Below are 21,624 nucleotides of genomic sequence, written 5' to 3' on the forward strand. Positions count from 1 at the left end.
TCCATCTATATCTATGCGAAAGTTTTATCTGTTTCTGTTCTTCGTAGGCTTGGCCGCTATGGTTTCGCACCATGCCACAGCGACCCACGTCCGCGCTGGGGAGATTATTGCGCGCCCCGATCCCAAAGACCAACTACGCTGGACGTTTTACATCTATATCTACCGTGATGTAACCGGGATCGACCTCAAGGACCTGTCGTTTTATCCGGGCAACCTGACGGACGCCATTACCCTGGGCGAAGAGCATGTGGTGGTGACGGCTTTCCCGCAAGAGATCTATCCGAATACCGAACAGTGGTTGTATACCTATACGCACGTGTACGATGCCCCCGGCCGCTATACCGCACGTGCCGTTGTGCAGAATCGGAACCGTGGGGTCAACAACTTTGGGAATGGTGCCTCCGACATGTACAGCTTTTATGTGGAGACCCAAATCATCATAGACCCGAGTATCGACATCAATAATTCCCCGATTTTCGACAACCCTCCGTTGGAACGGGCGGCGCTGAACCGGCTCTATAAACACAATCCGGCCGCCACCGACCCCGATGGCGATAGTCTTTCGTATAAACTGGTGACGCCACGCTATTATCAGGAAAACCCTGTGGCAGGCAGTCCGGTTGCAGAACTTCCGGCCTTCAAGTGGCCCGATGATCCCAGTTGGAACGGGGTGAACGAAGACGGAACCGGGCCTTCTACTTTTACCATTTATTCTACTCCGGTGAGCAGCGACAGCATTGCGGCGGGCGATTTGATCTGGGATGTGCCCAGTGCGGAGGGCGTCGTGGGAGAGCATAATGTGGCGTTTCAGGTAACGGAGTGGCGCAAAGACCGCAACGGGCAATACCGGGAAATCGGCTACGTGGTGCGCGATATGCAGATTCTGGTGGAAGACGATCCCAACAACCCACCCGATGTGGTGACGACGCTGGACACGTGTGTGATTGCGGGCGATACGTTGTTGAACTACGTCACGGTGACCGATCCGGAAGACGATCAGGTGACGTTGTTTGCGTCGGGGGGGCCTTTGGTGACCGATCCCGGAGATGCTTTTTTCGAAGCCAACAATCCGCAGGCGACTGCGCCCGATCCGGCAAACGGGCTGTTTACGTGGTATACCGATTGCGAGGACGTACGCCGCTTACCGTACGAAGTGCTATTCACCGCTACTGACATCCCCAACCCGGGCGTGGGGCTGAGCGATTTGAAGACCCTGCGGATTACGGTATTGGGTCCGCCCCCTACCGGCTTGTTTGCAGAAGCCGTCAACGGACAGATCGAATTGACGTGGGACAGCTACGCCTGTACCAATGCCCAATCGATTGTGGTGTACCGTCGTGAAGGGTCGTTCCCGTTTGAGCGTTATCCCTGCGAGCCGGGCGTACCGGCCTCTTCGGGGTATGTGCCGGTGGCTACATTGCCCGTCGGAGTTACTTCCTACATCGACAACGACATTGAAAACAAGGGCGTCAACTATTGTTACGTGCTGGTAGCCGTCTTTCCGGAGCCACGCGGCGGATTATCCATCGCCAGCGATGAGGTCTGCGCTTCGCTGGATCTGGATGTGCCGGTATTGACCAAAGTCTCGGTCGACAGCACCGACGCCGTCGAAGGCGTTATTCAAGTACAATGGGCTAGTCCTCAACAGCTGGATTCCACACTGTACCCACCCCCGTATCGCTACGAACTGTATCGGGCTACCGGAGCGCAGGGCACCGATTTTACGCTGCTGTACAGCACGGAGAACCTGCTTGATACAACCCATACGGATGAAGGCAGTGCGGCCAATGTGCTCAATACCCTGGATCTGGCCTATCGCTATCGGTTGCTGTTCTATGCCAACAACCAACTGCTGGATTCTTCCCTGGCTTCCAGCGTACGCCTGACCATTACGCCGGATATCGAGTCATTGACGCTGACGTGGGTAGGGCTGGTGCCGTGGAACAACGACAATCAGTACCATCGCATCTACAGAAAAAATGACACCACGCAAGCGTTCGAGCTCATCGACTCGGTGCTGGTGAGTGCCGGTACGTATCGTTATGTCGACCGGGGAACGTATCAAAACCAGCCTCTGGAAACGGGAACAGAATACTGCTATTATGTAGAAACGCGTGGCACTTACAACAATCCTCTGATCAAGCCAGAGCTGTTGCTCAACAACTCCCAGGAGGCCTGTAGTTCGCCACGTGATACGGTGCGCCCTTGTCCGCCCGTGTTAACGTTAATCGATACCTGCGGAAAATGTATTGGGCCAGGTGAAGAGTTTCCGGTTAACCGGGGCGAAAACCGCCTGACCTGGACTTACCCTGACGAATTGGATGGTATTGCTTGCGATAGCACCGTACGTGCTTACCGTATCTACTATGCCGCCCAAGAAGGCGACTCGCTGCAATATCTGGCCACAGTGACTGCACCGGTACAAGAGTGGATCGATCCGGAAGGGGCCCGGCCCGGCTGTTACGAAGTGCGTGCCGTCGATGAGTCAGGCAACGAAAGTCCCGCCAGCAATCGGGTATGCAGTACGCTCGACTGTATAGCCTACGAGCTACCCAATATCTTCACACCGAATGGGGAAGGTATCCATGAGTTGTTTGTGCCAAAGTGCTATACGCCTTGGTTGATTGAGCGGGTGGACTTTAAAGTGTACAACCGGTGGGGCAAAGAGGTGTTCGCCAGCGACGAGTACCTCGACATCCGGTGGGACGGAAGCGGGTTGCCGGTCGGGACGTATTTTTATGTAGCGCAGGTGGAATTCAAGCAGTTGTCGCAAGGCTCAGCGCAGCGTGTCTTCAAAGGCTGGGTGCAGATTGCGCGTTAGGCCGGCGGAGGGTTCGCAGGGCTGATCGTTTGGGGCCTGACCCCTAAGGCGTTAACTTGCGGCCCAAAAACCACCGCATCACCATGAAAGCATACATATTTCCCGGCCAGGGCTCGCAGTTTCCCGGAATGGGCAAAGCCCTATACGAGTCGTCTGCCGAGGCACGCGAACTCTTTGACCGTGCCAACCAACTTCTGGGCTTCCGCATTACCGACCTGATGTTTGAAGGGACGGACGAAGACCTGAAACAGACCAAAGTGACCCAACCCGCGGTCTTTCTGCATTCGGTCGTGCAGGCGCTCGTGTTGCCTGACTTTGCACCGGACATGGCGGCGGGGCATTCGCTTGGCGAGTTTTCGGCCTTGGTAAGCTGCGGCGCAATCCGGTTCGAGGATGGCCTGCAACTGGTGTACCAGCGAGCGCTGGCCATGCAGAAAGCCTGTGAAATCAACCCCTCTACCATGGCCGCCGTATTAGGTCTGGACGACGAAACCGTTGAGCGCGTTTGTGCTTCGATTGAAGGCGAAGTCGTGGTGCCGGCCAATTACAACTGTCCTGGACAACTGGTGATCTCCGGTTCGATGCGGGGCATCGAAATCGCCATTGAAAAGATGAAAGAAGCCGGCGCCAAACGTGCGCTGCCCTTGCCGGTAGGAGGTGCTTTCCACTCACCGCTGATGGAACCGGCCCGCGCCGAGTTGGCACAAGCCATCGAAAAAACGGCGTTTTCGTCCCCCCGGTGCCCCATTTATCAAAACGTCAACGCGCAGCCGTCGACCGATCCGGCCACGATTCAGCAAAACCTGATTGCCCAACTGACTGCCCCCGTGCGGTGGACGCAGAGCGTCGAACACATGATTGCAGACGGTGCCACCGTTTTTGTGGAGTGCGGACCGGGCAAGGTACTGCAGGGGCTGGTAAAAAAGATCAGCCGCGAGTCGGAAGTTATGGGTGTCTAAACCGGGACAATCGCCCGCTGGAAGCGCTCAGGTGCTGATTTTGGGCTTCGTTTTCTAGGAGGCTTCCTGGACTTTTTCGTAATTTGCAAGGTGATTACAGCCAACATTTCAAATACAACCTGTTATGTCCGGACATAGTAAATGGTCGACGATCAAGCGCAAAAAAGGGGCGCTGGATGCGAAACGTGGAAAGATTTTTACCAAGCTGATTAAAGAAATTTCGGTTGCGGTACGCGAGGGCGGGGGAGATGTGGAGAGCAACCCACGGTTGCGCCTGGCGATCCAGAACGCCAAAGGGGCCAACATGCCGAAAGACAACATTGATCGGGCCATTAAAAAAGCGGCTGGCGAAGGCGGGGATGCCTACGTGGAGCCGACGTACGAAGGGTATGGTCCTTTTGGCGTGGCTGTTTACGTAGAATGTGCCACCGACAATACCAACCGGACGGTCTCGAGCGTGCGTTCGATTTTTACCAAAAATGGCGGCAGCCTGGGGACGAACGGATCGCTGCAATTCTTGTTCGATCGGAAGGGTGTTTTTACCTTTAAGACACCAGAAAATACAGACGAAGACGAGTTTACATTAGAGTTAATTGATGCCGGGGCCGAAGAGGTAGAATTTGACGAGGACTATGTGACGGTGACCTGTGCAATGGACGACTTCGGCAGTGTACAGAAGTTTCTGGATGAACGTGAGGTAGAAGTCGAAAATGCTGAACTTCAGCGTATTCCCAACACAACCAAGCGGTTGGACGATGAAGAAGTCGCTAAAGTCATGAAGATGATCGACGCCTTGGAAGACGACGACGACGTGCAGAAAGTATACCATAACCTGGAAGTAACCGAAGAGCAGATGGCAAATCTGTAACGGAGGTACCGCGCTGGTTACTACCGAAAACGCCTGGTACTGATCACAGTGCCAGGCGTTTTTGTGTGCATAGGCAGGCTTTCGCTCCGCTGTAAGGTAATGGAGCTAAATCACAGGTATAGTGCGGTTTAGCCTACTACCTTTGTTTCAAATCAAAGACCTACTCATGAACCAAAACGCTTCTGCTATCGAGACACAAGTCGTGATTTACGATCAGGCACGAAGCCATTTTACGGGTAATTTTCCTGATAACCTACCCATTGAACAGGCGTATGTGCACATCGGGATTTTCCTGGGGTGGATTATCAACAACGATTTGTTCAGCGAATATTTCGAAGACGAAGGCGCTACGCAGATGTATCGTTTTCAGCGACGTCAAATCAGTTGTGCGGTGTTAAGCGAACTGTGGGATGGCCATTTAGGGAGTGATTTGTTCACGCCGGAAGGAAACCGCTTTACGTATTACTATTACGGAGGAGGTCTTTACGAAAAAGATTATCGTACGGTGTTGCAGAAGGGGCTACCCTCGGTCTATCACGTTGAAGACAGCTGGGAGAACTTCGAGGTGATGTCAGCGCGCATCTCCGTACAGTACCAACATTGGAAGAGTTTAATTGCATAGTGTATAGGTTTAGGTAGTCAGTGTGTGGGTCCGCGGTACTGAAAAGTAGCGCGGACTTTTTATTTGATCCGCTGCTGACCCCACCGCTCCTCAATCCCCAAACCAAACAAAGCAAAATCGTACCGACACGGATCGTCCGCATCCAGGCTCCGTAGCCGCTCGGTCAATTCCAGCGCCGTTTTCCAATCGGTCTGTTTGCGCGTAATCAGGCCCAGGCGCCGGGCAATCCGGTCCACGTGCAAGTCGCACGGGCATACAAGCTGGGCGGGCGTAATGGTGCGCCACAGCCCGAAATCCACTCCCCGGTCGTCGTGTCGTACCATCCAGCGCAAAAACATGTTCAGGCGTTTACAGGCCGAGTTTCGGGCCGGTGTCGCAATGTGCTTGCGGGTGCGGTCAGGCGCTTCTTCCAAACGAAAGAAATAGCGATGGAAACCGACCAATGCTGCTTCGACCGTGGGTGCATCGGGCGACAAAAACTGACTGAATGCGCTTTCCAACGACGCGTGAGTCCGATAGTGATGTTGGAAAAACAGTAGAAAATACAGCGTGTCGGTGGCATTAAAGGTCCGGTGCCGGAACTGCAAAAAGCGTTTCAGGTCGCTTTCCTGATGGTGTAGTACGAAATCGTGCGGTGCACCATCCATCAATTCAATCAGTTCTGCGCCCTTGCGCAAAATCGTCGGGCGTTGTCCCCAGGCCAGCACCGCCGCCCACAAGCCGATGATCTCAATGTCCTGAAGCTTGGTAAAGCGATGAGGCAGGGAAATCGGGTCGTGAGGAATGAACCGGGGCGTATTGTATTCGTCGGCTTTGGCGTCCAGAAACGCCTTAAGTTGAGGGGAAGAGAAGTGCATAACGTACGGTCTTTGGTGCCGCGCTGCGCAGAGCACCGGCCGCAAGTTACGGAACCGGGTCAGGGCAACACGGCCTGCCGCAGGAGTTGTTGTGCGCAGCGCAACTGATTTTGCTCCAAGGCCCCTACATTCACCTCGAACGTAGGCTGCCCATCGATCGAAATGAAGTTGATAAGGCTACCGGCTTTGCCTAGGCCGTCTTTTTGGGTCACGATGAGCATGGGCTTGCCACGGGTGCGCCGCAGCACTTCGGCCAACTGGTGGCTATTTTCCGGCGAAATGATCAGCATATGGCACTGTTCCGGAATTTCGCCGGGCTGCCCATACTGCGCTACGCGCATCGGGCGACCGTTGACCGTTTTGGTTTTTGCCATCGCCTCAACTTCCTGTTGCAGGTGGTTGGTTCCCAGAAAGCCGATGCAGAAGGTTCCCTGGTTGGCGCCTTCCGGCCATTGGATGTAACGTGTGAAGTTGGAGATGAAAATGCTCTGCACGCGCCGTTCGGCCGCGCGGAAATCGCGCGTCGATTGCGCGTGGCATGACCAGAAGCCCGACGCACAAAAGAATAGAACGAGTATTGTACGTAACAGCATCTTCATCGTTCCAGCGCCTCGAGTCGGTTGCGAATGGCTTTGGATTTATCTTTTTCGTTCAGACAGTAATAAATGCCTTCCAGGGCCCGGAGTGTATTGCGGTTATCGGGTTGCAAGTGGTTGGCTTTTTCGATGTAGGGCAGCGCTTCTTTGAACAGTGCCGTGGTTTGTCCCAGAATTTTGTACAGTTCTTCCAGCTCCAAGTCGTAACTCTGACCGGTAATGAGGTCGACCGCCCGGTTGTAAAGCACAATGCCCAAATTGTAATTGGCCGTAAAATCGACCGGATCTACGCTCAGGGCGCGTTCGTAAATGCGCTTCCGTTTGGTATACCATTGTTCCCAGCGGAGGGTGTCGGCTTCCTGAAGTTTCCCGTAGACCGTTCCGGCCACCAGCAGGATCTCGGCGTTGTTGGGCTCCAGCTGTAATAAAGAATCGACTTCGGCCTGCGCACCCGCATATTCCGCATCGTCGAGCAGGAAGTTGATGCGTGCGACACGCAAATTAGGTGCGTCCGGAAAAAGGCGCAGCCCCGCTTCCACCAGCCGTTGCGCTTCCGAGCGTTTGCCGGCGTCTTCCAGCAAAATGGCCAGATCTTCAAACAAATAGGGATTCTGATGTCCGGCTGCCAGGGCTTCCTGGTAATGGGTCAGTGCGTGTTGGCGATCCCCCAGCAATGACTCCGACCAACCGAGTTGATAGAGTGCTTCGGCGTAGAGCTCGTCGTGCGGAAGCGACTGGCGGAGGCCCAGAAATTTAGTGAATCCGTCTTTGGCCTGAGCGTATTCCTGTTGGTTGAACGCATCGACCGATTCGTTGTACAACGTCACGTGGATGTAATCGCGCAGTTCGTGGAGACGGCTGTTGTACTGTCCGTTCCGGTCCAGCTGGAGGCCAATGTCGAGCGACGCCAGGGCCGTCTGCCGGAAGTGGTCACGCTGAGCCGAATCGGGCGCAGTCAGAAACAATTCTTTGTAAATGTAACCGCGGGTGTACCAGGCACGCGGATCACCCTCGGTCGACGCATGGCGAATGACTTGCTCGATCGCTTCTTGTGCTTCCGGCAACCGCTTTTGCCGCACCAGCGTTTCGGCCTGATCGATGAGCAGCACTTGCGCCTGTACCGGCACGAGTGCGCCGCCATACCAGAGCATAGTCAGCCATAGCAGACAAGTTAGCGAACAACGGTAAATACGGAGGTTTCGAACCATCATAACCGGGTAACGTCGGGACTGTGCTGGCCGCTGAAGTCCCTTTGATCTTTCGGAAAGGCCCTGAGTTACAATTGACTACAGGCCAATACGGCAAATTTAAGGTGAATCCTGTCGCGAGCCTGTTTCATTTGCTGCGTAATCTTACGAGCTTGCGGCCCGATAAAAACTTTGTAAATGCTTATGAATCACTCCGTTCGTTTCCCGGCCGAGTGGGAACCACAAAGCGGCGTGCAGCTGACATTTCCGCACAAAAACAGCGATTGGGCCGCCGATCTGGCGCAGGTCATCCCTTGCTTCGTCCGCATCGCCGAAGCAATCAGCCAACACGAGTCGCTGCTGGTCGTGTGCGATAAAGTGGCCGAGGTAGCGCCGCTGCTGGCCCATTGCGATCCCGCACGCGTCCGGTTGGTGGAGCTGCCGTCGAACGATACCTGGGCACGCGACCACAGCGGCATTACGGTACTGGAAGAGGGCAAGCCGGTTGTACTCGACTTTATGTTCAACGGGTGGGGGCTGAAATTTGCGGCCGATGCCGACAATTTGCTGACCGGCCGCTTGCATGCACACGGTCTATTTGGCGAGGCAACCTTACGCCGCCCCGGATTGGTGCTGGAAGGCGGATCGCTCGAATCGGATGGGCAGGGAACGCTGCTGACTACGACCGAGTGTCTGCTCTCGCCAAACCGAAATCCGCATCTCAGCCAGCAGGAAATCGAGCAGGAGCTGAAACATTGGTTGGGCGTGTCGCGGGTGCTTTGGTTGGAACACGGCAGTCTGGAAGGAGACGATACCGATGCCCACATCGATACCTTGGCTCGCTTCTGCGATCCGACGACCATCGCCTACGTACGCTGCGATCAGCCCGACGATCCTCATTACGAATCGTTCCGGCGCATGGAGGACGAGCTACAGGCTTTCCGCACTGCAGACGGAAAACCCTACCGCTTGGTGCCGTTGCCGTGGCCCGATGCGGTCTATGACAAAGCGGGGCAACGCCTGCCGGCAACGTACGCGAACTTCCTGATTTTGAACGAGGCCGTGCTGCTGCCGCTGTACAACGTGCCGCAGGATGCGGAAGCGTTGCGCATCACACAGGAAATCTTTCCGGATCACGAAGTCGTTGGAATTGATTGTTCACCACTGGTGTTACAACACGGCTCGCTCCACTGCGTAACCATGCAGTATCCGACGGGCGTATTGAACTTCAAGTGATCTTCGGACAACCCTATTTCTATTCTGATTTATGACTTCACTGAAAGTAGGTCTGGTACAACAGGCCTGTAATCGCGACAAAAACCACAACATCGAAAAGAGCATCGCGGGCATTCGCGAGTGTGCGGCACGCGGGGCCGAACTGGTCGTGCTACAGGAACTGCATACCAACATCTATTTCTGCCAGGCCGAGTCGGTCGAGATGTTCAATCTGGCGGAGCCGATTCCGGGTGAATCGACGCAGCGTTTCGGCGAGGTGGCCAAAGAACTGGGCATCGTGCTGGTAACGTCGTTGTTCGAACGGCGGGCTCCCGGCTTGTACCACAACACGGCCGTGGTGCTGGAGCGCGACGGGTCCATCGCCGGAAAATACCGGAAGATGCACATCCCCGACGATCCGGCCTATTACGAAAAATTTTACTTCACGCCCGGCGACCTGGGCTTCCATCCGATCGAAACGTCGGTCGGACGGCTGGGCGTATTGGTTTGCTGGGATCAGTGGTATCCAGAAGCTGCCCGGCTGATGGCGATGGGAGGAGCCGATCTGCTGATCTACCCGACGGCCATTGGTTGGGACCGGAAGGACGAATTCAGCGAGCACACCCGCCAGCGCGACGCCTGGGAAATTTCGCAGCGCGGTCACGCCGTCGCCAACGGCATTCCGGTGATTGCGGTGAACCGGGTCGGTTTTGAAGAAGATTTCTCGGGCATCACCGAAGGCATCCAGTTCTGGGGGCACAGCTTCGTGGCGGGTTCGCAGGGCGAACTGCTGGCCGTTGCCTCGGGCGATCAGGAAGAGAATATGGTGGTGGAACTGGACCGGACGCGCAGCGAGAATGTCCGCCGCATCTGGCCGTTCTTCCGCGACCGCCGGATCGACGCTTACCAGGACATCACCCAGCGTTTTCTTGTGTAACCAACCCACAAGCCACGAGTTAAAAGGGCTGACGCTTTTGAGCATCAGCCCTTTTTTATGCAGAGGCCAGTAGTTCGCATTGGGCAAAGGCTCCGGCCAGGCGCTCGGCGGCTTTGGTAATCTGCTGGTCGGTAAAAGCGGCATAGCCTAATACCAGCGCGGGCGGTTGCCGGTGTTGCAGCGTGTAATTGGACAATGCTGGCGCGACAATCCCGTGTTGCGCCAACATGGCAGATACCTCCTGATCGTTCACCGTCTCGGGTAACCAGGCTAGCAGGTTCATCCCTGCATCGGAGCTGGTGAGCGTTTGCAGCGCCGGTAGCTTTTCCAACAGGCTAGCCAGCAACGCCTGCCGGTGGCTGTAGAGTTGGCGCATGCGGCGGATGTGTCGTTCGAAATGCCCCTCTTCCATAAAACGGGTGAGGATCAGCTGTTCTACGAGCGGACTTTGCTGATCCAGAAGCGCCTTGCCCCGGGTGAACGCGTGCGCGGTCTGTGCATCAGGAAGAATCAAATAGGCCATCCGGAGCGCCGGGAACAGCGTTTTGCTGAATGTGCCGATGTAGACCACCCGCCCGGCCTGGTCCATCCCTTGCAGCGACGGCAGCGGTTTGCCCGAATAGCGCAATTCGCTGTCGTAATCGTCTTCGATGATCCACCCCTCGTGCTGTTCGGCCCATTGTAACAGGCATTTGCGGGTGGGGTAGGGCAGGGTGCCGCCCATCGGATATTGATGCGAAGGGGTTACGTACGCCACTCGCGCCTCCGGGTACTGCGAAATCGCAAAATCCAGATCGATCCCTTCCCGCCCAACCGGTACCGGACAGGCAACGCCCCCGGCGGCCGTCAGAATGGTACGTGCGGTGGCATAGCCCGGATCTTCCATCCAGAACGGGTCACCCGGCCGCAAGAGCAGCGCGCCCGCCAGGTAAAGCGCCTGCTGTGTGCCCTGCACGATGATGACCTGTTCAGGACTGCACCGCACCGCCCGGTTGACCTGCACATATTTTGCAATGGCTTCGCGCAACGGCAGGTAGCCGGCGGGGTTGCCGTAGCTTAGATGATACAGGTGCAACTCACGATAAACCTGCGCGGCCAGGCGACTCCAGACGGGAAACGGAAAGTCGCGCAGTGAAGGAACCGACGTTTGGAAGGGCACAAACTTTTCTGGCACAAAGCAGCCGGTGTGCTGAGGAATGGCTTGTTGAAAAGCCGTGTGGTTCGGCAAGCGGTTGCGTTGTGGCGTCGGTACCACCAAAGGTTGTTCGGGCAACAACGTCGGATTTTGGGGCGCTACGTAGGTGCCCGATCCGGTTTTTGCAACGAGGTACCCTTCGAGTAAAAGCTGCTCAAACGCCAGCATGACCACATTGCGCGAGATGCCCCACTCAGAGGCCAGCGTGCGCGTCGCGGGTAGGCGGCGGTTGGGTTGCAGGCGTCCCTCTTCGATGGCCGTACGCAGAAACGCGTACAGCTGCTGGTGCAGGGGACAATCCCGGTCGCGGTCGAGGCGGAGGCCCGGCAGATCGATTTGTGGTGCGCTTTTGCTCATGAGATGAGAAGGAGGTTGGAAGAAGGTGACGATAGGAGGATCTGGTAATGGCCCTATGAAATAGTATAATAATGGCTCTTTTTAGGTGGCCATTATTGAGCCAAATTTGCAAAGAAATCGCGAGGAATTCCAGCTTTTTCGGCCGACAAAACCGCAAGAATCGGGTGTTGTGGCCGAAGGCGAGGTTTCAATTTTGGTGCACCAAATCCCCGTTCTTCAACCCTAATCGTTTGCCATTATGAAATTGCTATACAGTCCGTTGGTAGCCGGCTTGCTCTCGGCAACGCTCTGGCTTCAAAGTTTCTATCTTTTTGCCCAACCTCGTTTACCGACTTCGCAGTATGTGCCCGACAAAGGCTACTGGGAAGTGTCCGTCAATCCGAAAGGGCGCTACACCACCGTCGCATTTTTTGACCAAGACCGGCAACTGCTGTACGAGGAGAAGCTCTGGGGGCAATACATTGACCTGACCGAGAAGAATCGCGCGCATCTGGATGCGCTTCTTGCCCAGATGTTACAGCAACACCTGGTAGCCAATGCCGTGAAAACGAAGGCCTTGCAACAGTTGCCGTTGCGTTCGTTGCGTACGCTTCCTGCCGAAGCGCTTCGAAATGAAGTGGCCGCGACCAAGCAAAACCTGGAGGCGGCCGAGAGGCCCGTCGACCTGAGCATGGTGGTCCGCAAAGGACCCGCGGTGTTGCAGGTGTTTATGAAAAATCCGCTACAGCGCATGGTGTTTCTGCAACTCCGCAACGACAAAGGCAAGGTCTTCTACGAGGAAAATAGTCGCCAGGTGGCCTATAACCGACGGTTCCAACTGGCCGATCTGCCCGACGGCACGTACCATTTTGTGGTCAAAGCCAAAGGCAAGCGCCTGCAACGCGTGATGTTTATGGAGGCGGGGCAACTGCACCTTCTGTCGGAGGAGCTACCGCCGCCGACCGAGCCGCACTACGCCGACTATTTGCAAAAGGAAGCATTGGGCGAAGCCCAGATCAAGTGATGACAGATCGTTTTGTTCTGAAGCATCCGGGAAAAACGGTCCATTGCTTCCTGATCGTCAGGCGTCACTTCAATGAGTTCGCCGCTGCAGGTATACAAGTTCGGAAACGAGCTGAAGATAGGGGAGTAGAGCCAGATGGCGGTTTGCCCCTTGAAATCGACCCAACAGATCGTGAGTCCGGGATCTGCTTCTTGCGCCAGCCACGTCTCGCGTCTCGCGTTCAGCCACGCCAACTCGTCCATCGGGTTTGGCGTTCCACAGACTTCGGGCTGGGGCGTCGGCGCATGGCAGCCACTGCACAGAGCCAGTAGCACGGCAACGTAGAAAACGTGCTTCATGGAGGGAGGGGTTTTTCGGAAAGACGTAACCGTAGCGTGGTGTGCGGCGTCGGGCGTATAAAAATCGGACTTGAAGTGCAACGGGGCCGGTATGGTTCCAGGGGCGTCGGTTGGCCTCGAAGCGGGCGCCCTATGGATTCACGCGAGTGTGAGCCGCATTTCGTACTGATCGATGAAAACCGTCAGACCAAGGCTTTCCAGAAACGAAATGGCGTCGGGATGGCGGCGGTCTACGTTCAATACCCGGAGCGGTTCGTTGCGCAAACTCCCGAGGTACAACATCAGGAACGTGCCCCAGCCCTGGCGCCGTCGGTCAGGCCGAATGGCCAATTGCGCTACCTGATTGGTTTCAGGGATGTACATCGCTCCGCCGATCAGATCGTTTTGGTGATAAAGTCCCCAGATTTCCCGTTGATCGGGCGCACGGACCAGCACATCGGCGTGGTTTTGCCAGGCCGGTGGGGTCGCTTGCCAGGCGGCTAGGGTAGGCCAGCGGTCGAAGGACAAGGCCTCGATTTTGCCGCCGGAAGGCAGCTGGGCAGGTGGTTGGACCCAGCCCTGAAAACAGGCCAGCGTCCGCTCCGTACGAAAGCCGCTGTTTTTATAACTCCGCAACGCGGGCAGGTTCGGCGTAAGCACTTCGAGCAGGCATTGTTCTACATGCGCTGCCTGCAAGTGGGGGCGAAGCCACTCGTACATGAGTTGCGTAAAATGGCGTCCGCGCTGGGCGGGGACGACTCCGGTGCCCCCGTTGTAGGCCGTTTTCTTTCCCTGCCAGGTGCCGATGCTGTTCAGGATAAAACCCGCCAGACGGCCGTCGACCATTACGCCGGCAGACAAGGCCGGATCGAAACCATCGGCCTTCAGCTTACGGGCAAAGCGTTCCGTAGACGGAAACATGGGAATCAAATAGTCGGAAAACGCTTCCAGAAACGTTGCATGCAACTCATCGAGCGGCACGTCGACTAAACTTTGACAGTGCATAGCTGCAAAATTAGCACATTGCCAACCACCGTGCCGGGTTTCAGGGGCTTACCCTTCTAGTTCGGCTTCGGCAGCAGCCTCTACCTCGTCGCGCTCGCCGGTGTAGAGGGTATCCACCTCGTGGGCGTCCCAGCCTTGCTCGCGAAGCCAGCGGGCCAGTGTGGCCTTGTAACCGTGCGTCACGTAGATGTGTTCGGCCTCGGTAGCACGAATGGTCTCCAGCAGTCCGTCCCAGTCAGCGTGGTCGGAGAGGACAAACCCACGATCGACCGCCCGCCGCCGCCGTACCCCCCGCATCGCCATCCAGCCGGAAGCCAGCCCGGTTGCGTACGGGGCAAATTTGCGCATCCACGGCGTGTTGAGCGCCGAGGGAGGCGCCACAATCATCGCCTGCCGGAACTGATCTTTTTTCAGGTCGCCCGTAATGCGCGGAAACTCGGGCAGGGCCATTTCGTCTTGCCGCAGCGCAGCGTTTACGTTGAATACCGCTCCGTGTACCCACACGGGTCCGATGGAAAGGTCGAGCATGCCCAGGAGCCGTTGTGCTTTGCCGAGGGCGTATCCAAACAGACAACTGGCCACGCCGTGGGCGCTGTTTTCGCGCCACCATTGGTTCAGCTCGGCTTTGAGTTCTTCCTGCGGCTGCCAACGAAACACCGGCAACCCGAACGTCGATTCCGTCACGAACGAATGGCACCGGACCGGCTCGAAGGCTTCGATCAGGCCGTCGGGTTCGGTTTTGTAGTCGCCCGACACCACCCAGACTTCGCCTTTGTACTCAATGCGAACCTGCGCCGAGCCGCGGATGTGTCCGGCCGGATGCAACGAGACGCGTACGCCGTTGATCAGACGTTCTTCCTGATAGTCAACCGTTTCCAGGTTTATGTCTTCTCCCAACCGCAGGCGGAGGATGTGTTGCGAGTGGTGGTGCGCTACGTAAAGACGACTGCCGGGACGGGCGTGGTCGGCGTGGGCGTGCGTCAGCACGGCGCGGTCGACCGGTTGCCAGGGATCGATGTAAAAATCGCCGGCGGCGCAGTAGATGCCGCGGTCGGTAAATTCCAGAAGAGAGCGGTGGGCCATAGGACTTTAACTGCCGAGGCCCCTCTAAGGTTGTCGGCAAAGGCCCTGAGACGTGAACCTAAATGACGAAACCGAGGTATTATTACGGAACGAAACTTGATTTTGCTTTATGATGGAGACGCTGCTTACGCCGGCGAAGCTGGAAACGGCGCTTTCGTACGAACAGTACCGCGCCCTGATCGACCGCCTGTTGGAAGACGAAAAGACGACGGGCCCCGACCATTCCCCCACCAAGATTGATTATACCAAACTGAATGTACACCGCATGAACCGCCTGGACCGGACCACGGTGCTGAACGACGACCTGCGGCAGACGTTGCTGCAACTGTCCGAATCGTACACGTGGCTGGTACTCACGGAGGCGTGGTGTGGCGATGCCGCGCAGGTGATTCCGGTGTTTTATAAAATCGCGGAATCGTCGCCCCACATCACGCTCAAGCTGCTGCTGCGCGACGAAAATCTGGACCTGATGGATCAGTTTCTGACCAACGGCGGGCGCTCCATTCCCAAGCTGATCTGCCTTCGCGATTCCGACGGCGCGGTGGTGGCCACCTGGGGACCAAAGCCCGCCCCGGCACAGGAAATGTTGCGGGAGTTCAAAGCCCACGGCGACGGTGACTACAAGGCCTTTTCTGAACGGCTGCACGGCTGGTATGCCAAAGACCGCACCCAGACGACGCAACAGGAACTGCTGGAATTGGTGAAGGCGTTGAGCGCCTGAAGAACGTAGCCGCAAAAAAAGCCCGCTCTGCATTGGCAAAGCGGGCTTTTTTTGTGGCGCGATTTGTTACCGACCCATGCCTTGCAGCATGGCAGGATCGAAATCTTCTACCTTGTATTCGCTGGGAACGGTGAACACCGCATCGGGAACCGACTCTTTCGAAACGTTCGTCGCGGTCATCTCCATCGAAAACATGGGCGTTTCCATCGTGATGGCCAGCGGGGTGCCGTCAATGTCTTTGTAGAAAATGTTCATGCCCCCGGTGCTTCCCTGCATTTTCGAGAGTTGCAGCGCCGGTGTCGCCCAGATCGTTTGCTTCTGCGTAACGCCCGACTGCGGGTCTTTCACCGAAACCACGTATTTCTTGCAGTTGTAGCCCGCAATGCTGCGCGTCTCGTCGGTCTTTTCGACCGAAACGTTTTCCTGTTGGTCGTTCTGGTCCTGCATTTTAATGCGGAACGCCTTTTTCTGCGAAGGAAGCATCAGGTACGATACCCGCTCGTCGTTCAGCATTAGCACGTCGTTCATCATGGCGGCGTCGGACTTCATCCGGACTTTGCCCTCTTTCATTTGCAGATCGTACGATTTGGGCATCATGGCGGCCAGCTGCTGCGCATTGCTACCCGAAACTTTGATCGAATAGTTGATCCGGCCTTCAAAATCCTGGGCGTGCGCGAAGCTGACGAGCCCAATCAACAGAAGCAGGAACCCATAGCGGATAAGTTTCATGAGAATAAGAAGTTACGTAACACTCGATGTTGAGAATCTGCCGAAGATACGCCGATTTTACGGAATGTAAAAATCGAAGACGAGGTCGTTCATGCATTTGAAATGGCCCTTAGGACACTTGCTATAGCCGATTTTGGAGCACGGACGGCAGGCCAGGCGGTTGTTTTCGAACACCACGAAACGGGTCCGGTATGGGTACATGCCGAACAGCGGGGTGGTGTTGCCCCAGATGGAATACACGGGTTTCTGGAATGCCGCCGCAATGTGCATCAGCCCCGTATCGTGCGAAAAGACGGCGCGCGCGCCTTTGATCAGCGAGGCCGACTGGTTCAGGTTGTATTGCCCGCAGGCGTTGTACACCAGCGACTTTTTGTTGAGCTCGCGCAGCCCTTCTTCGTAATTGGCCGATTGGGCATGGCGCTCGAAGAACCGGGTGATCTCTTCGCCGTTGGCGCGATCTTCCGGCCCACCCAGCAGAATGATGGGCTTGTTGATCTTGTCGCACAGTTCGATCATGCGGGTGACGGGCAACTTTTTGGTGTTGTGCTGCCCTCCGATGGCGTACACCACGTACTCCTGCTGGTGCGTTTCCGGCAGCCAGTCGCGCTCTACTTCGTCGCGGTACGGAATAAAGTAGTCGAGCCCTTCTTCATCCGGTACTACGCCCAGCGGACGGGCGGCTTCCAGGTAGCGGTCCACAATGTGAACGTGCGGTAGGCGGTTGATTTTCAGGTTGACGTAGAGCCACTTTTCACGGTTCAGTTTGTTGAACGTTCGCGAAGGCACGCCAAGCCGTTGTTTGATAAGCCAGGTCCGGAGGTTGTGGTGCAGGTCGATCAGGAAATCGAACCGTTCGGCCTTGAGCTGTTGCACCAGCGGCTCCAGTTTCTCTTCCAGGAGGTGTACTTTGTCGACGTACGGATTATCCTCCACCAGCAGCCCGTATTGCTTCTTTGTACAGAAATGAACTTCAGCGTCAGGAACCTGCTTTTTAACGGCGCGGATCACCGGCGTGGTCAGGACGATGTCGCCGATGGAAGAAAAGCGAATGATGAGGATCTTCAAGGGTATAGCCTGTTGAGGCCGTAAAAGTAAAGCCTGAGGGCAATACAAACGTTGGACGTTACACTTTTTGACGGATTTTGGCCTGCCAGAACGCCCGGATGAACGGCCACGGTGGCACGGACGCCATCACCTGCAGGTCTTCTCCGAAAGAAGTTTCTTCGTCGAGAAAACGCAACAGCCGCTCGGTCGGATTGTGGCGGAACAGGTCCGTAAAAATGGGGGCGGCCCGTTCGCCGTGGCGGTAGAGGATCTGCAGCAGCATGGTGTCGAAAGTGCGGTAGCGGGCCGGGGCCTGGTACCCGTGAAATGGCTGGTTGTTTTGCACGAGTGCGTCGGTGATGCGCTGTGCGTCGTGCTGGGCGCGTAAAAACGTGTAGCCGGTCGAGGGTTTGGTCAGCCCCCCGCGCGTGCCCAGGTTCAGCACGTGTGCTCCGGCGTTGCGCGCAAACGGATGGTCCCACATCGGGATGATGCCTTTCTCCTCTTCCAGAATGGAGTACTCCGTGACGCCCAGCACCTGCGTCAGGTACGCGTGCAGGGCTTCGTCGTACGCCGCTTCCGGCAGGAGGTCGGCCGAAAAAAGGGTGTATTCGACCAGCGCCTGGCGTGGCGAAAACGGCAAGACGTACATAAACCGCATAACACCTCGCTGGGGCGTACGGAAATCGAACAGGGTAGGGCAGTCGGGTGTGAAATAGTCGTGCGGCGTTTCGACGATCCAGCCCTTAAAGTGCTGACTCAGGTAATGGCGTCGTTGCGTGTCGCGCACTACGTCGCCGGGCGAAAAGCGGCTGTCGAAGCCCCACCGACCCCGATGCGTAGTACCGTCGGCGGTGCGTACGTCCACGCCGTCGGGCGTATCCTGCACGTGCACCACTTCGGCCTGCTGCCACGTAACGTTTGGTTCGCGGGCCAGTCGCTCCTGCGCAAAACGGTAAAAATCGCTGGCGCGGATCATCTGGTAACGGTATGCGCCCAGCGGTAAAATCCGGTGCCACGTCTCGCTCACAAACGCTACCCGCTGCCAGTCGCGGTACACAATGGGCTCGAATAACGTCGGTTTTTGGGTCCAGAAGCACCACGTACGGTCGTTTGTCGTTTTAGGCGCTCGTTCCAGCACCAGCAGGGTGCGGTCGCGCAAGAGTCCTCGCTCGGCCAGATGATACGCCAGGGTCAGGCCGGCCATGCCGCCCCCCACCAGAATGTAATCGTACGTAGACACGGTTCAGGAAAATTGGAGTGAAACTACGGGAAATGAGGCAACTGTGGCCAAAGAAAACCCCGGTGCGTCTCGCACACACCGGGGAACATCAGCGCGGTCGTCACGACTCAAAACGGCAGTTGCTTGATCTGGTACTCGGTGTGCGTGGGGTCGCCCCCGAAAAGTTGATTCAGGTACGCGTAGAGGACGTAGAACTGATTTTTGCGTTGTGCCACGGTAGTCGGGAAAACGGGATCGCTCGTAAAGGTCTCCGTAGCGGTTGCCGATTTCCAGCCGTCCTGGCTGGCGAACGTAAAGACTTTGCCGGGTGCGGTTCCGCCGGCGTTACCCACCACGATCAGCTGCTGGTGATTTTTGCTCAGCGTAATGCCATCCGGCGCAGGAATGGCCACGTCCAGGGCAATCGGCGCGAAGGCCTGCGGATTGCTCAGCGGAATTCGGTACAGGGTGTTGGTGTACGAGAACCCGGCGATCAGGTAGCCGCCGCCACGCGGATCGAAGTCGATTCCGTTCAGACCAAAGGCACCAGCGGGGGTGCTGAACGTCGAGTCCTGCAGAAAAATGGAAGCTTCGCCCGCTTGCGTCACTTTGTAGATGATGGGGGAAAAGCTGTCGGTGATGTACGCGTTGCCTTGGTTATCGACGGCGATGTCGTTGGCGAAGTGGGGCTGGCCCGGCATCAGGTCACTCAGGCGTACGACATTGATCTCCTGGCCGGTCAGCAGATCATACAGGCCCAAGGCGGCATATTGCCCGATGGGTTCCTGGCTGGCCCGAACGCTGACCCCCGGATTGGAGATGGCCACCAGCAGGCGCTTGCGCGGCGCGTCGATGTGCAGGCCAATGGTCGAAATCAGCTGTTCACTTTCAATAAACGGGCTGTAGGTGCCTTCGTTCGTGACCCGTCCGATGGTGCCTTGCGTCAGGGATGACACCAGAAAGGCATCCTGGTCGGTGTCGTATTCTACCCCCTCCGGATAGAGGCCCTGCTGCTGGAACGTCACCAGGGCGGGAGCTTTTTCCCCGCCGTTGGGGGTGTCGAGGTAATCCCAGAGCTGATCCGGGTCGCAGGCGGTCAGCGCCAGCGCCCCCAGCACCAGCAGGCGCGAAAAAGAAGTATGCGAAAAGTAAGTCATGAGAAAAAAGAGTTAGGTATGGGAATGACTTTCCCTGATTAACTCGAAAGACTTACCAGAGGTTTTGCGAATCGGGCCAGAAACCGGCGCGCCGGTGCATAAGAGACGTGCCGTGGCCTAGATGTAGCCGATGGCCGCCACGGGCATGCCCGGAAACGATACCGACGAGTCGGCCAGACCGAGAATCAAGCCGGCGCGGTCGGCTTTGAGGGTTTCCAGCAGCTTGCCGAACGTATTGTAGATCTTCGCCAGGGGCTGCCCGGCCCGCACCAGGTTGCCCGGCTGCACCAGAAAGCGGATGATGCCGCTGTTGGAACTAAGCGGGCGCGTGGAGTAGAGCAGTACCTTCCCCTGGTACGATTGTTCGAGCGGGTAGTCGGTGAAGCTGCTGTCGTAGTTGATCATGCCGAGGTGATGCAGCACGCGCAGCATGGCGCTGACGCCGTACGTGATGTCGCGTTCGTTGACGGCATACGAGCCGCCCACTTCCAGCGTCAGGGCCGGAATCTTCTCGCGTACCAGGCTGAAGGAGAGGCTGTGGTTGATCACGTCTGTGTCGTAAATGATCGGAAAGCCGGTGTGGGTGGCAAGTTCTTTCAGGGGTTGGTAGAGCGCATGGTCTTCGCGCACGTCGAGCAGCGTGTACGGAATGGAGCGAATCCAGTCGTTGTGCAGGTCCAGCACCAGCGAAGGCTTGGTCTGGGTGATCGACGTAAAAATCTTTTCGGCGATGCGTTCGGCCAGCGAGCCTTTGGGGTTGCCCGGAAACGAGCGATTCAGGTCCTCCTGCGAATAGATGATCTGCCGCGAGGCGGTTTCAAAGCCCATCGGGTTCATCAGCGGGAACGCCATCAGCTTGCCCCGCCGGAGCCCCTGGCGTTTGATCCACTTGAAAACTTCCTGAATGATGACGATGCCCCCGACTTCGTCGCCGTGTCCGCAGGCCGTCATCCAGACCAACGGCCCCTCTTCGCTGCTTTCTGCCTGCATAAACGGCAGACGGCGGTTGGACAGATCCGATCCGGTCAGAATGCGGACAAAGGAGTAGCGGACTTGGTTAGGCATAAAAAAAGGAGCAACGTGGATGTTGCTCCAAATGTAAAGCGATTCCGGAAATGGGCCGCGGGTCTAAATGCCTAAAATACGGGCATTTACCCAGAAACGGGAGTCGATGTCGATGTCGACGTCCTGCGCCGGGATTTTCCTGGTGACGGCTTCTACCCGGAGGGTGAACGAGTCACGCTTGATGTATTCCTGCACGTCGGCACTGGTGGTTTCCAGAGTCAGTTGCCGACCGGGGCTGGCCGGAATGTCGTCGAGGTACGCAATTTCCGTTTCGCCCAGGTCTTCGGCATCCAGGTAAATGTGGATGGATTTCATGAAACTGAAATCGGCCGACGACGGAGACGTGATCTGCATTTTCATGCTGGTCAGCCGAATCTCTTCGATCAGGTCTTTCCGCGTATTGTTGACCTTAAATTCCGATTCTGAATTGGTCGTTACGTCCGGCGTCATCATGTCGAACGGCAGGTTAATGCTCATGCCCGACGAAACCGTCACGGACGATTCGTAGTCCATGTTGAATTGGGTCAGCCGATCAACGCTCTGACAAGCGCCCATCAGGAAGATGCTCAGGATACCGAGCCATTGAATCTGTTTTCGCATAGTCGCGAAGATAAGCACCCACGTTCCGGCGGTAGCTGTACTTTCCTAGGCCGACTGAGGCGTG

Annotated in this window: 21 protein-coding genes; 8 read left to right on the forward strand and 13 right to left on the reverse strand. The window is 56.7% G+C overall.

Features of this window, described 5'->3' with window-relative positions; all coding sequences use genetic code 11:
- Window positions 1–13: 13 nt before the first annotated feature.
- The 4 genes from BLR44_RS21155 (at window position 14) to BLR44_RS21170 (ending at window position 5,270) form a co-directional block, all read left to right on the forward strand.
- Complete coding sequence (locus BLR44_RS21155) at window positions 14–2,821, forward strand: T9SS type B sorting domain-containing protein (RefSeq protein WP_089685847.1); 2,808 nt, start codon at window positions 14–16, stop codon at window positions 2,819–2,821.
- Between the two features lie 83 nt (window positions 2,822–2,904).
- A complete protein-coding gene (fabD, locus tag BLR44_RS21160) occupies window positions 2,905–3,780 on the forward strand; it encodes an ACP S-malonyltransferase (RefSeq protein WP_089685849.1) in 876 nt (291 codons plus the stop codon).
- A gap of 124 nt (window positions 3,781–3,904) precedes the next feature.
- Window positions 3,905–4,648 (forward strand): YebC/PmpR family DNA-binding transcriptional regulator, encoded by a 744-nt coding sequence (locus BLR44_RS21165; protein WP_089685851.1) that lies wholly within the window; start codon window positions 3,905–3,907, stop codon window positions 4,646–4,648.
- Between the two features lie 166 nt (window positions 4,649–4,814).
- Window positions 4,815–5,270: a DUF7832 domain-containing protein gene (locus BLR44_RS21170; RefSeq protein ID WP_089685933.1), complete on the forward strand. Its 456-nt coding sequence runs from the start codon at window positions 4,815–4,817 to the stop codon at window positions 5,268–5,270.
- 59 nt (window positions 5,271–5,329) lie between these two features.
- Here the strand turns inward: BLR44_RS21170 and BLR44_RS21175 are convergent, their stop codons facing one another.
- Genes BLR44_RS21175 through BLR44_RS21185 form a run of 3 tightly spaced genes read right to left on the reverse strand, consistent with a single transcriptional unit; the run spans window position 5,330 to window position 7,874 of the window.
- Window positions 5,330–6,127, reverse strand: a complete 798-nt coding sequence (locus BLR44_RS21175; protein ID WP_089685853.1) for a TIGR02757 family protein — start codon at window positions 6,125–6,127, stop codon at window positions 5,330–5,332.
- 59 nt (window positions 6,128–6,186) lie between these two features.
- On the reverse strand, window positions 6,187–6,720 hold the full coding sequence (locus tag BLR44_RS21180) for a YfiR family protein (RefSeq protein WP_218127138.1): 534 nt from the start codon (window positions 6,718–6,720) through the stop codon (window positions 6,187–6,189).
- A gap of 2 nt (window positions 6,721–6,722) precedes the next feature.
- Window positions 6,723–7,874, reverse strand: coding sequence for a tetratricopeptide repeat protein (locus BLR44_RS21185; protein ID WP_089685856.1), 1,152 nt, complete (start codon window positions 7,872–7,874; stop codon window positions 6,723–6,725).
- Window positions 7,875–8,114: 240 nt separating this feature from the next.
- On the opposite strand from BLR44_RS21185, the gene BLR44_RS21190 reads away from it, so the two are divergent.
- Window positions 8,115–9,146: an agmatine deiminase family protein gene (locus tag BLR44_RS21190; RefSeq protein ID WP_089685858.1), complete on the forward strand. Its 1,032-nt coding sequence runs from the start codon at window positions 8,115–8,117 to the stop codon at window positions 9,144–9,146.
- 31 nt (window positions 9,147–9,177) lie between these two features.
- Window positions 9,178–10,062, forward strand: coding sequence for a carbon-nitrogen hydrolase (locus BLR44_RS21195; protein ID WP_089685860.1), 885 nt, complete (start codon window positions 9,178–9,180; stop codon window positions 10,060–10,062).
- A gap of 55 nt (window positions 10,063–10,117) precedes the next feature.
- On the opposite strand, the gene BLR44_RS21200 is transcribed toward BLR44_RS21195, so the two are convergent.
- Window positions 10,118–11,614: a MocR-like pyridoxine biosynthesis transcription factor PdxR gene (locus BLR44_RS21200; RefSeq protein WP_089685862.1), complete on the reverse strand. Its 1,497-nt coding sequence runs from the start codon at window positions 11,612–11,614 to the stop codon at window positions 10,118–10,120.
- A 238-nt stretch (window positions 11,615–11,852) separates the two neighbouring features.
- Here BLR44_RS21200 and BLR44_RS21205 point away from each other — a divergent pair, with 238 nt between their 5' ends.
- Window positions 11,853–12,617 carry a hypothetical protein gene (locus BLR44_RS21205; RefSeq protein WP_089685864.1) on the forward strand — a complete coding sequence of 255 codons (765 nt, stop codon included), beginning with the start codon at window positions 11,853–11,855 and terminating at the stop codon, window positions 12,615–12,617.
- Here BLR44_RS21205 and BLR44_RS21210 read toward each other — a convergent pair.
- From BLR44_RS21210 to BLR44_RS21220, 3 genes are all read right to left on the reverse strand, one after another.
- Entirely contained in the window at window positions 12,575–12,955 is a 381-nt protein-coding gene (locus BLR44_RS21210; RefSeq protein ID WP_089685866.1) for a hypothetical protein, read from the reverse strand. The genes BLR44_RS21205 and BLR44_RS21210 overlap by 43 nt on opposite strands.
- A 138-nt stretch (window positions 12,956–13,093) precedes the next feature.
- The gene (locus BLR44_RS21215; RefSeq protein WP_089685867.1) at window positions 13,094–13,939 is read right to left on the reverse strand and encodes a GNAT family N-acetyltransferase; all 846 of its coding nucleotides are present in this window, start codon (window positions 13,937–13,939) and stop codon (window positions 13,094–13,096) included.
- Between the two features lie 48 nt (window positions 13,940–13,987).
- Window positions 13,988–15,022 (reverse strand): ligase-associated DNA damage response exonuclease, encoded by a 1,035-nt coding sequence (locus BLR44_RS21220; protein WP_089685869.1) that lies wholly within the window; start codon window positions 15,020–15,022, stop codon window positions 13,988–13,990.
- Window positions 15,023–15,131: 109 nt separating this feature from the next.
- Between BLR44_RS21220 and BLR44_RS21225 the strand changes: the two genes are divergently transcribed.
- On the forward strand, window positions 15,132–15,743 hold the full coding sequence (locus tag BLR44_RS21225; protein WP_089685871.1) for a thioredoxin family protein: 612 nt from the start codon (window positions 15,132–15,134) through the stop codon (window positions 15,741–15,743).
- Window positions 15,744–15,809: 66 nt separating this feature from the next.
- On the opposite strand, the gene BLR44_RS21230 is transcribed toward BLR44_RS21225, so the two are convergent.
- From BLR44_RS21230 to BLR44_RS21255, 6 genes are all read right to left on the reverse strand, one after another.
- Window positions 15,810–16,472 (reverse strand): DUF4412 domain-containing protein, encoded by a 663-nt coding sequence (locus BLR44_RS21230; protein ID WP_089685873.1) that lies wholly within the window; start codon window positions 16,470–16,472, stop codon window positions 15,810–15,812.
- Window positions 16,473–16,529: 57 nt separating this feature from the next.
- Entirely contained in the window at window positions 16,530–17,537 is a 1,008-nt protein-coding gene (locus tag BLR44_RS21235) for a glycosyltransferase family 9 protein (protein ID WP_410493107.1), read from the reverse strand.
- Window positions 17,538–17,595: 58 nt separating this feature from the next.
- A complete protein-coding gene (locus tag BLR44_RS21240) occupies window positions 17,596–18,759 on the reverse strand; it encodes an FAD-dependent oxidoreductase (protein WP_089685875.1) in 1,164 nt (387 codons plus the stop codon).
- A 107-nt stretch (window positions 18,760–18,866) separates the two neighbouring features.
- Entirely contained in the window at window positions 18,867–19,895 is a 1,029-nt protein-coding gene (locus BLR44_RS21245; protein ID WP_089685877.1) for a hypothetical protein, read from the reverse strand.
- A 117-nt stretch (window positions 19,896–20,012) separates the two neighbouring features.
- Window positions 20,013–20,960 (reverse strand): M14 family metallopeptidase, encoded by a 948-nt coding sequence (locus BLR44_RS21250; protein WP_089685879.1) that lies wholly within the window; start codon window positions 20,958–20,960, stop codon window positions 20,013–20,015.
- 63 nt (window positions 20,961–21,023) lie between these two features.
- Window positions 21,024–21,560, reverse strand: coding sequence for a hypothetical protein (locus tag BLR44_RS21255; RefSeq protein ID WP_089685882.1), 537 nt, complete (start codon window positions 21,558–21,560; stop codon window positions 21,024–21,026).
- Between the last annotated feature and the right edge of the window lie 64 nt (window positions 21,561–21,624).

This window comes from Catalinimonas alkaloidigena, assembly GCF_900100765.1.
Classification (GTDB): domain Bacteria; phylum Bacteroidota; class Bacteroidia; order Cytophagales; family Flexibacteraceae; genus Mooreia; species Mooreia alkaloidigena.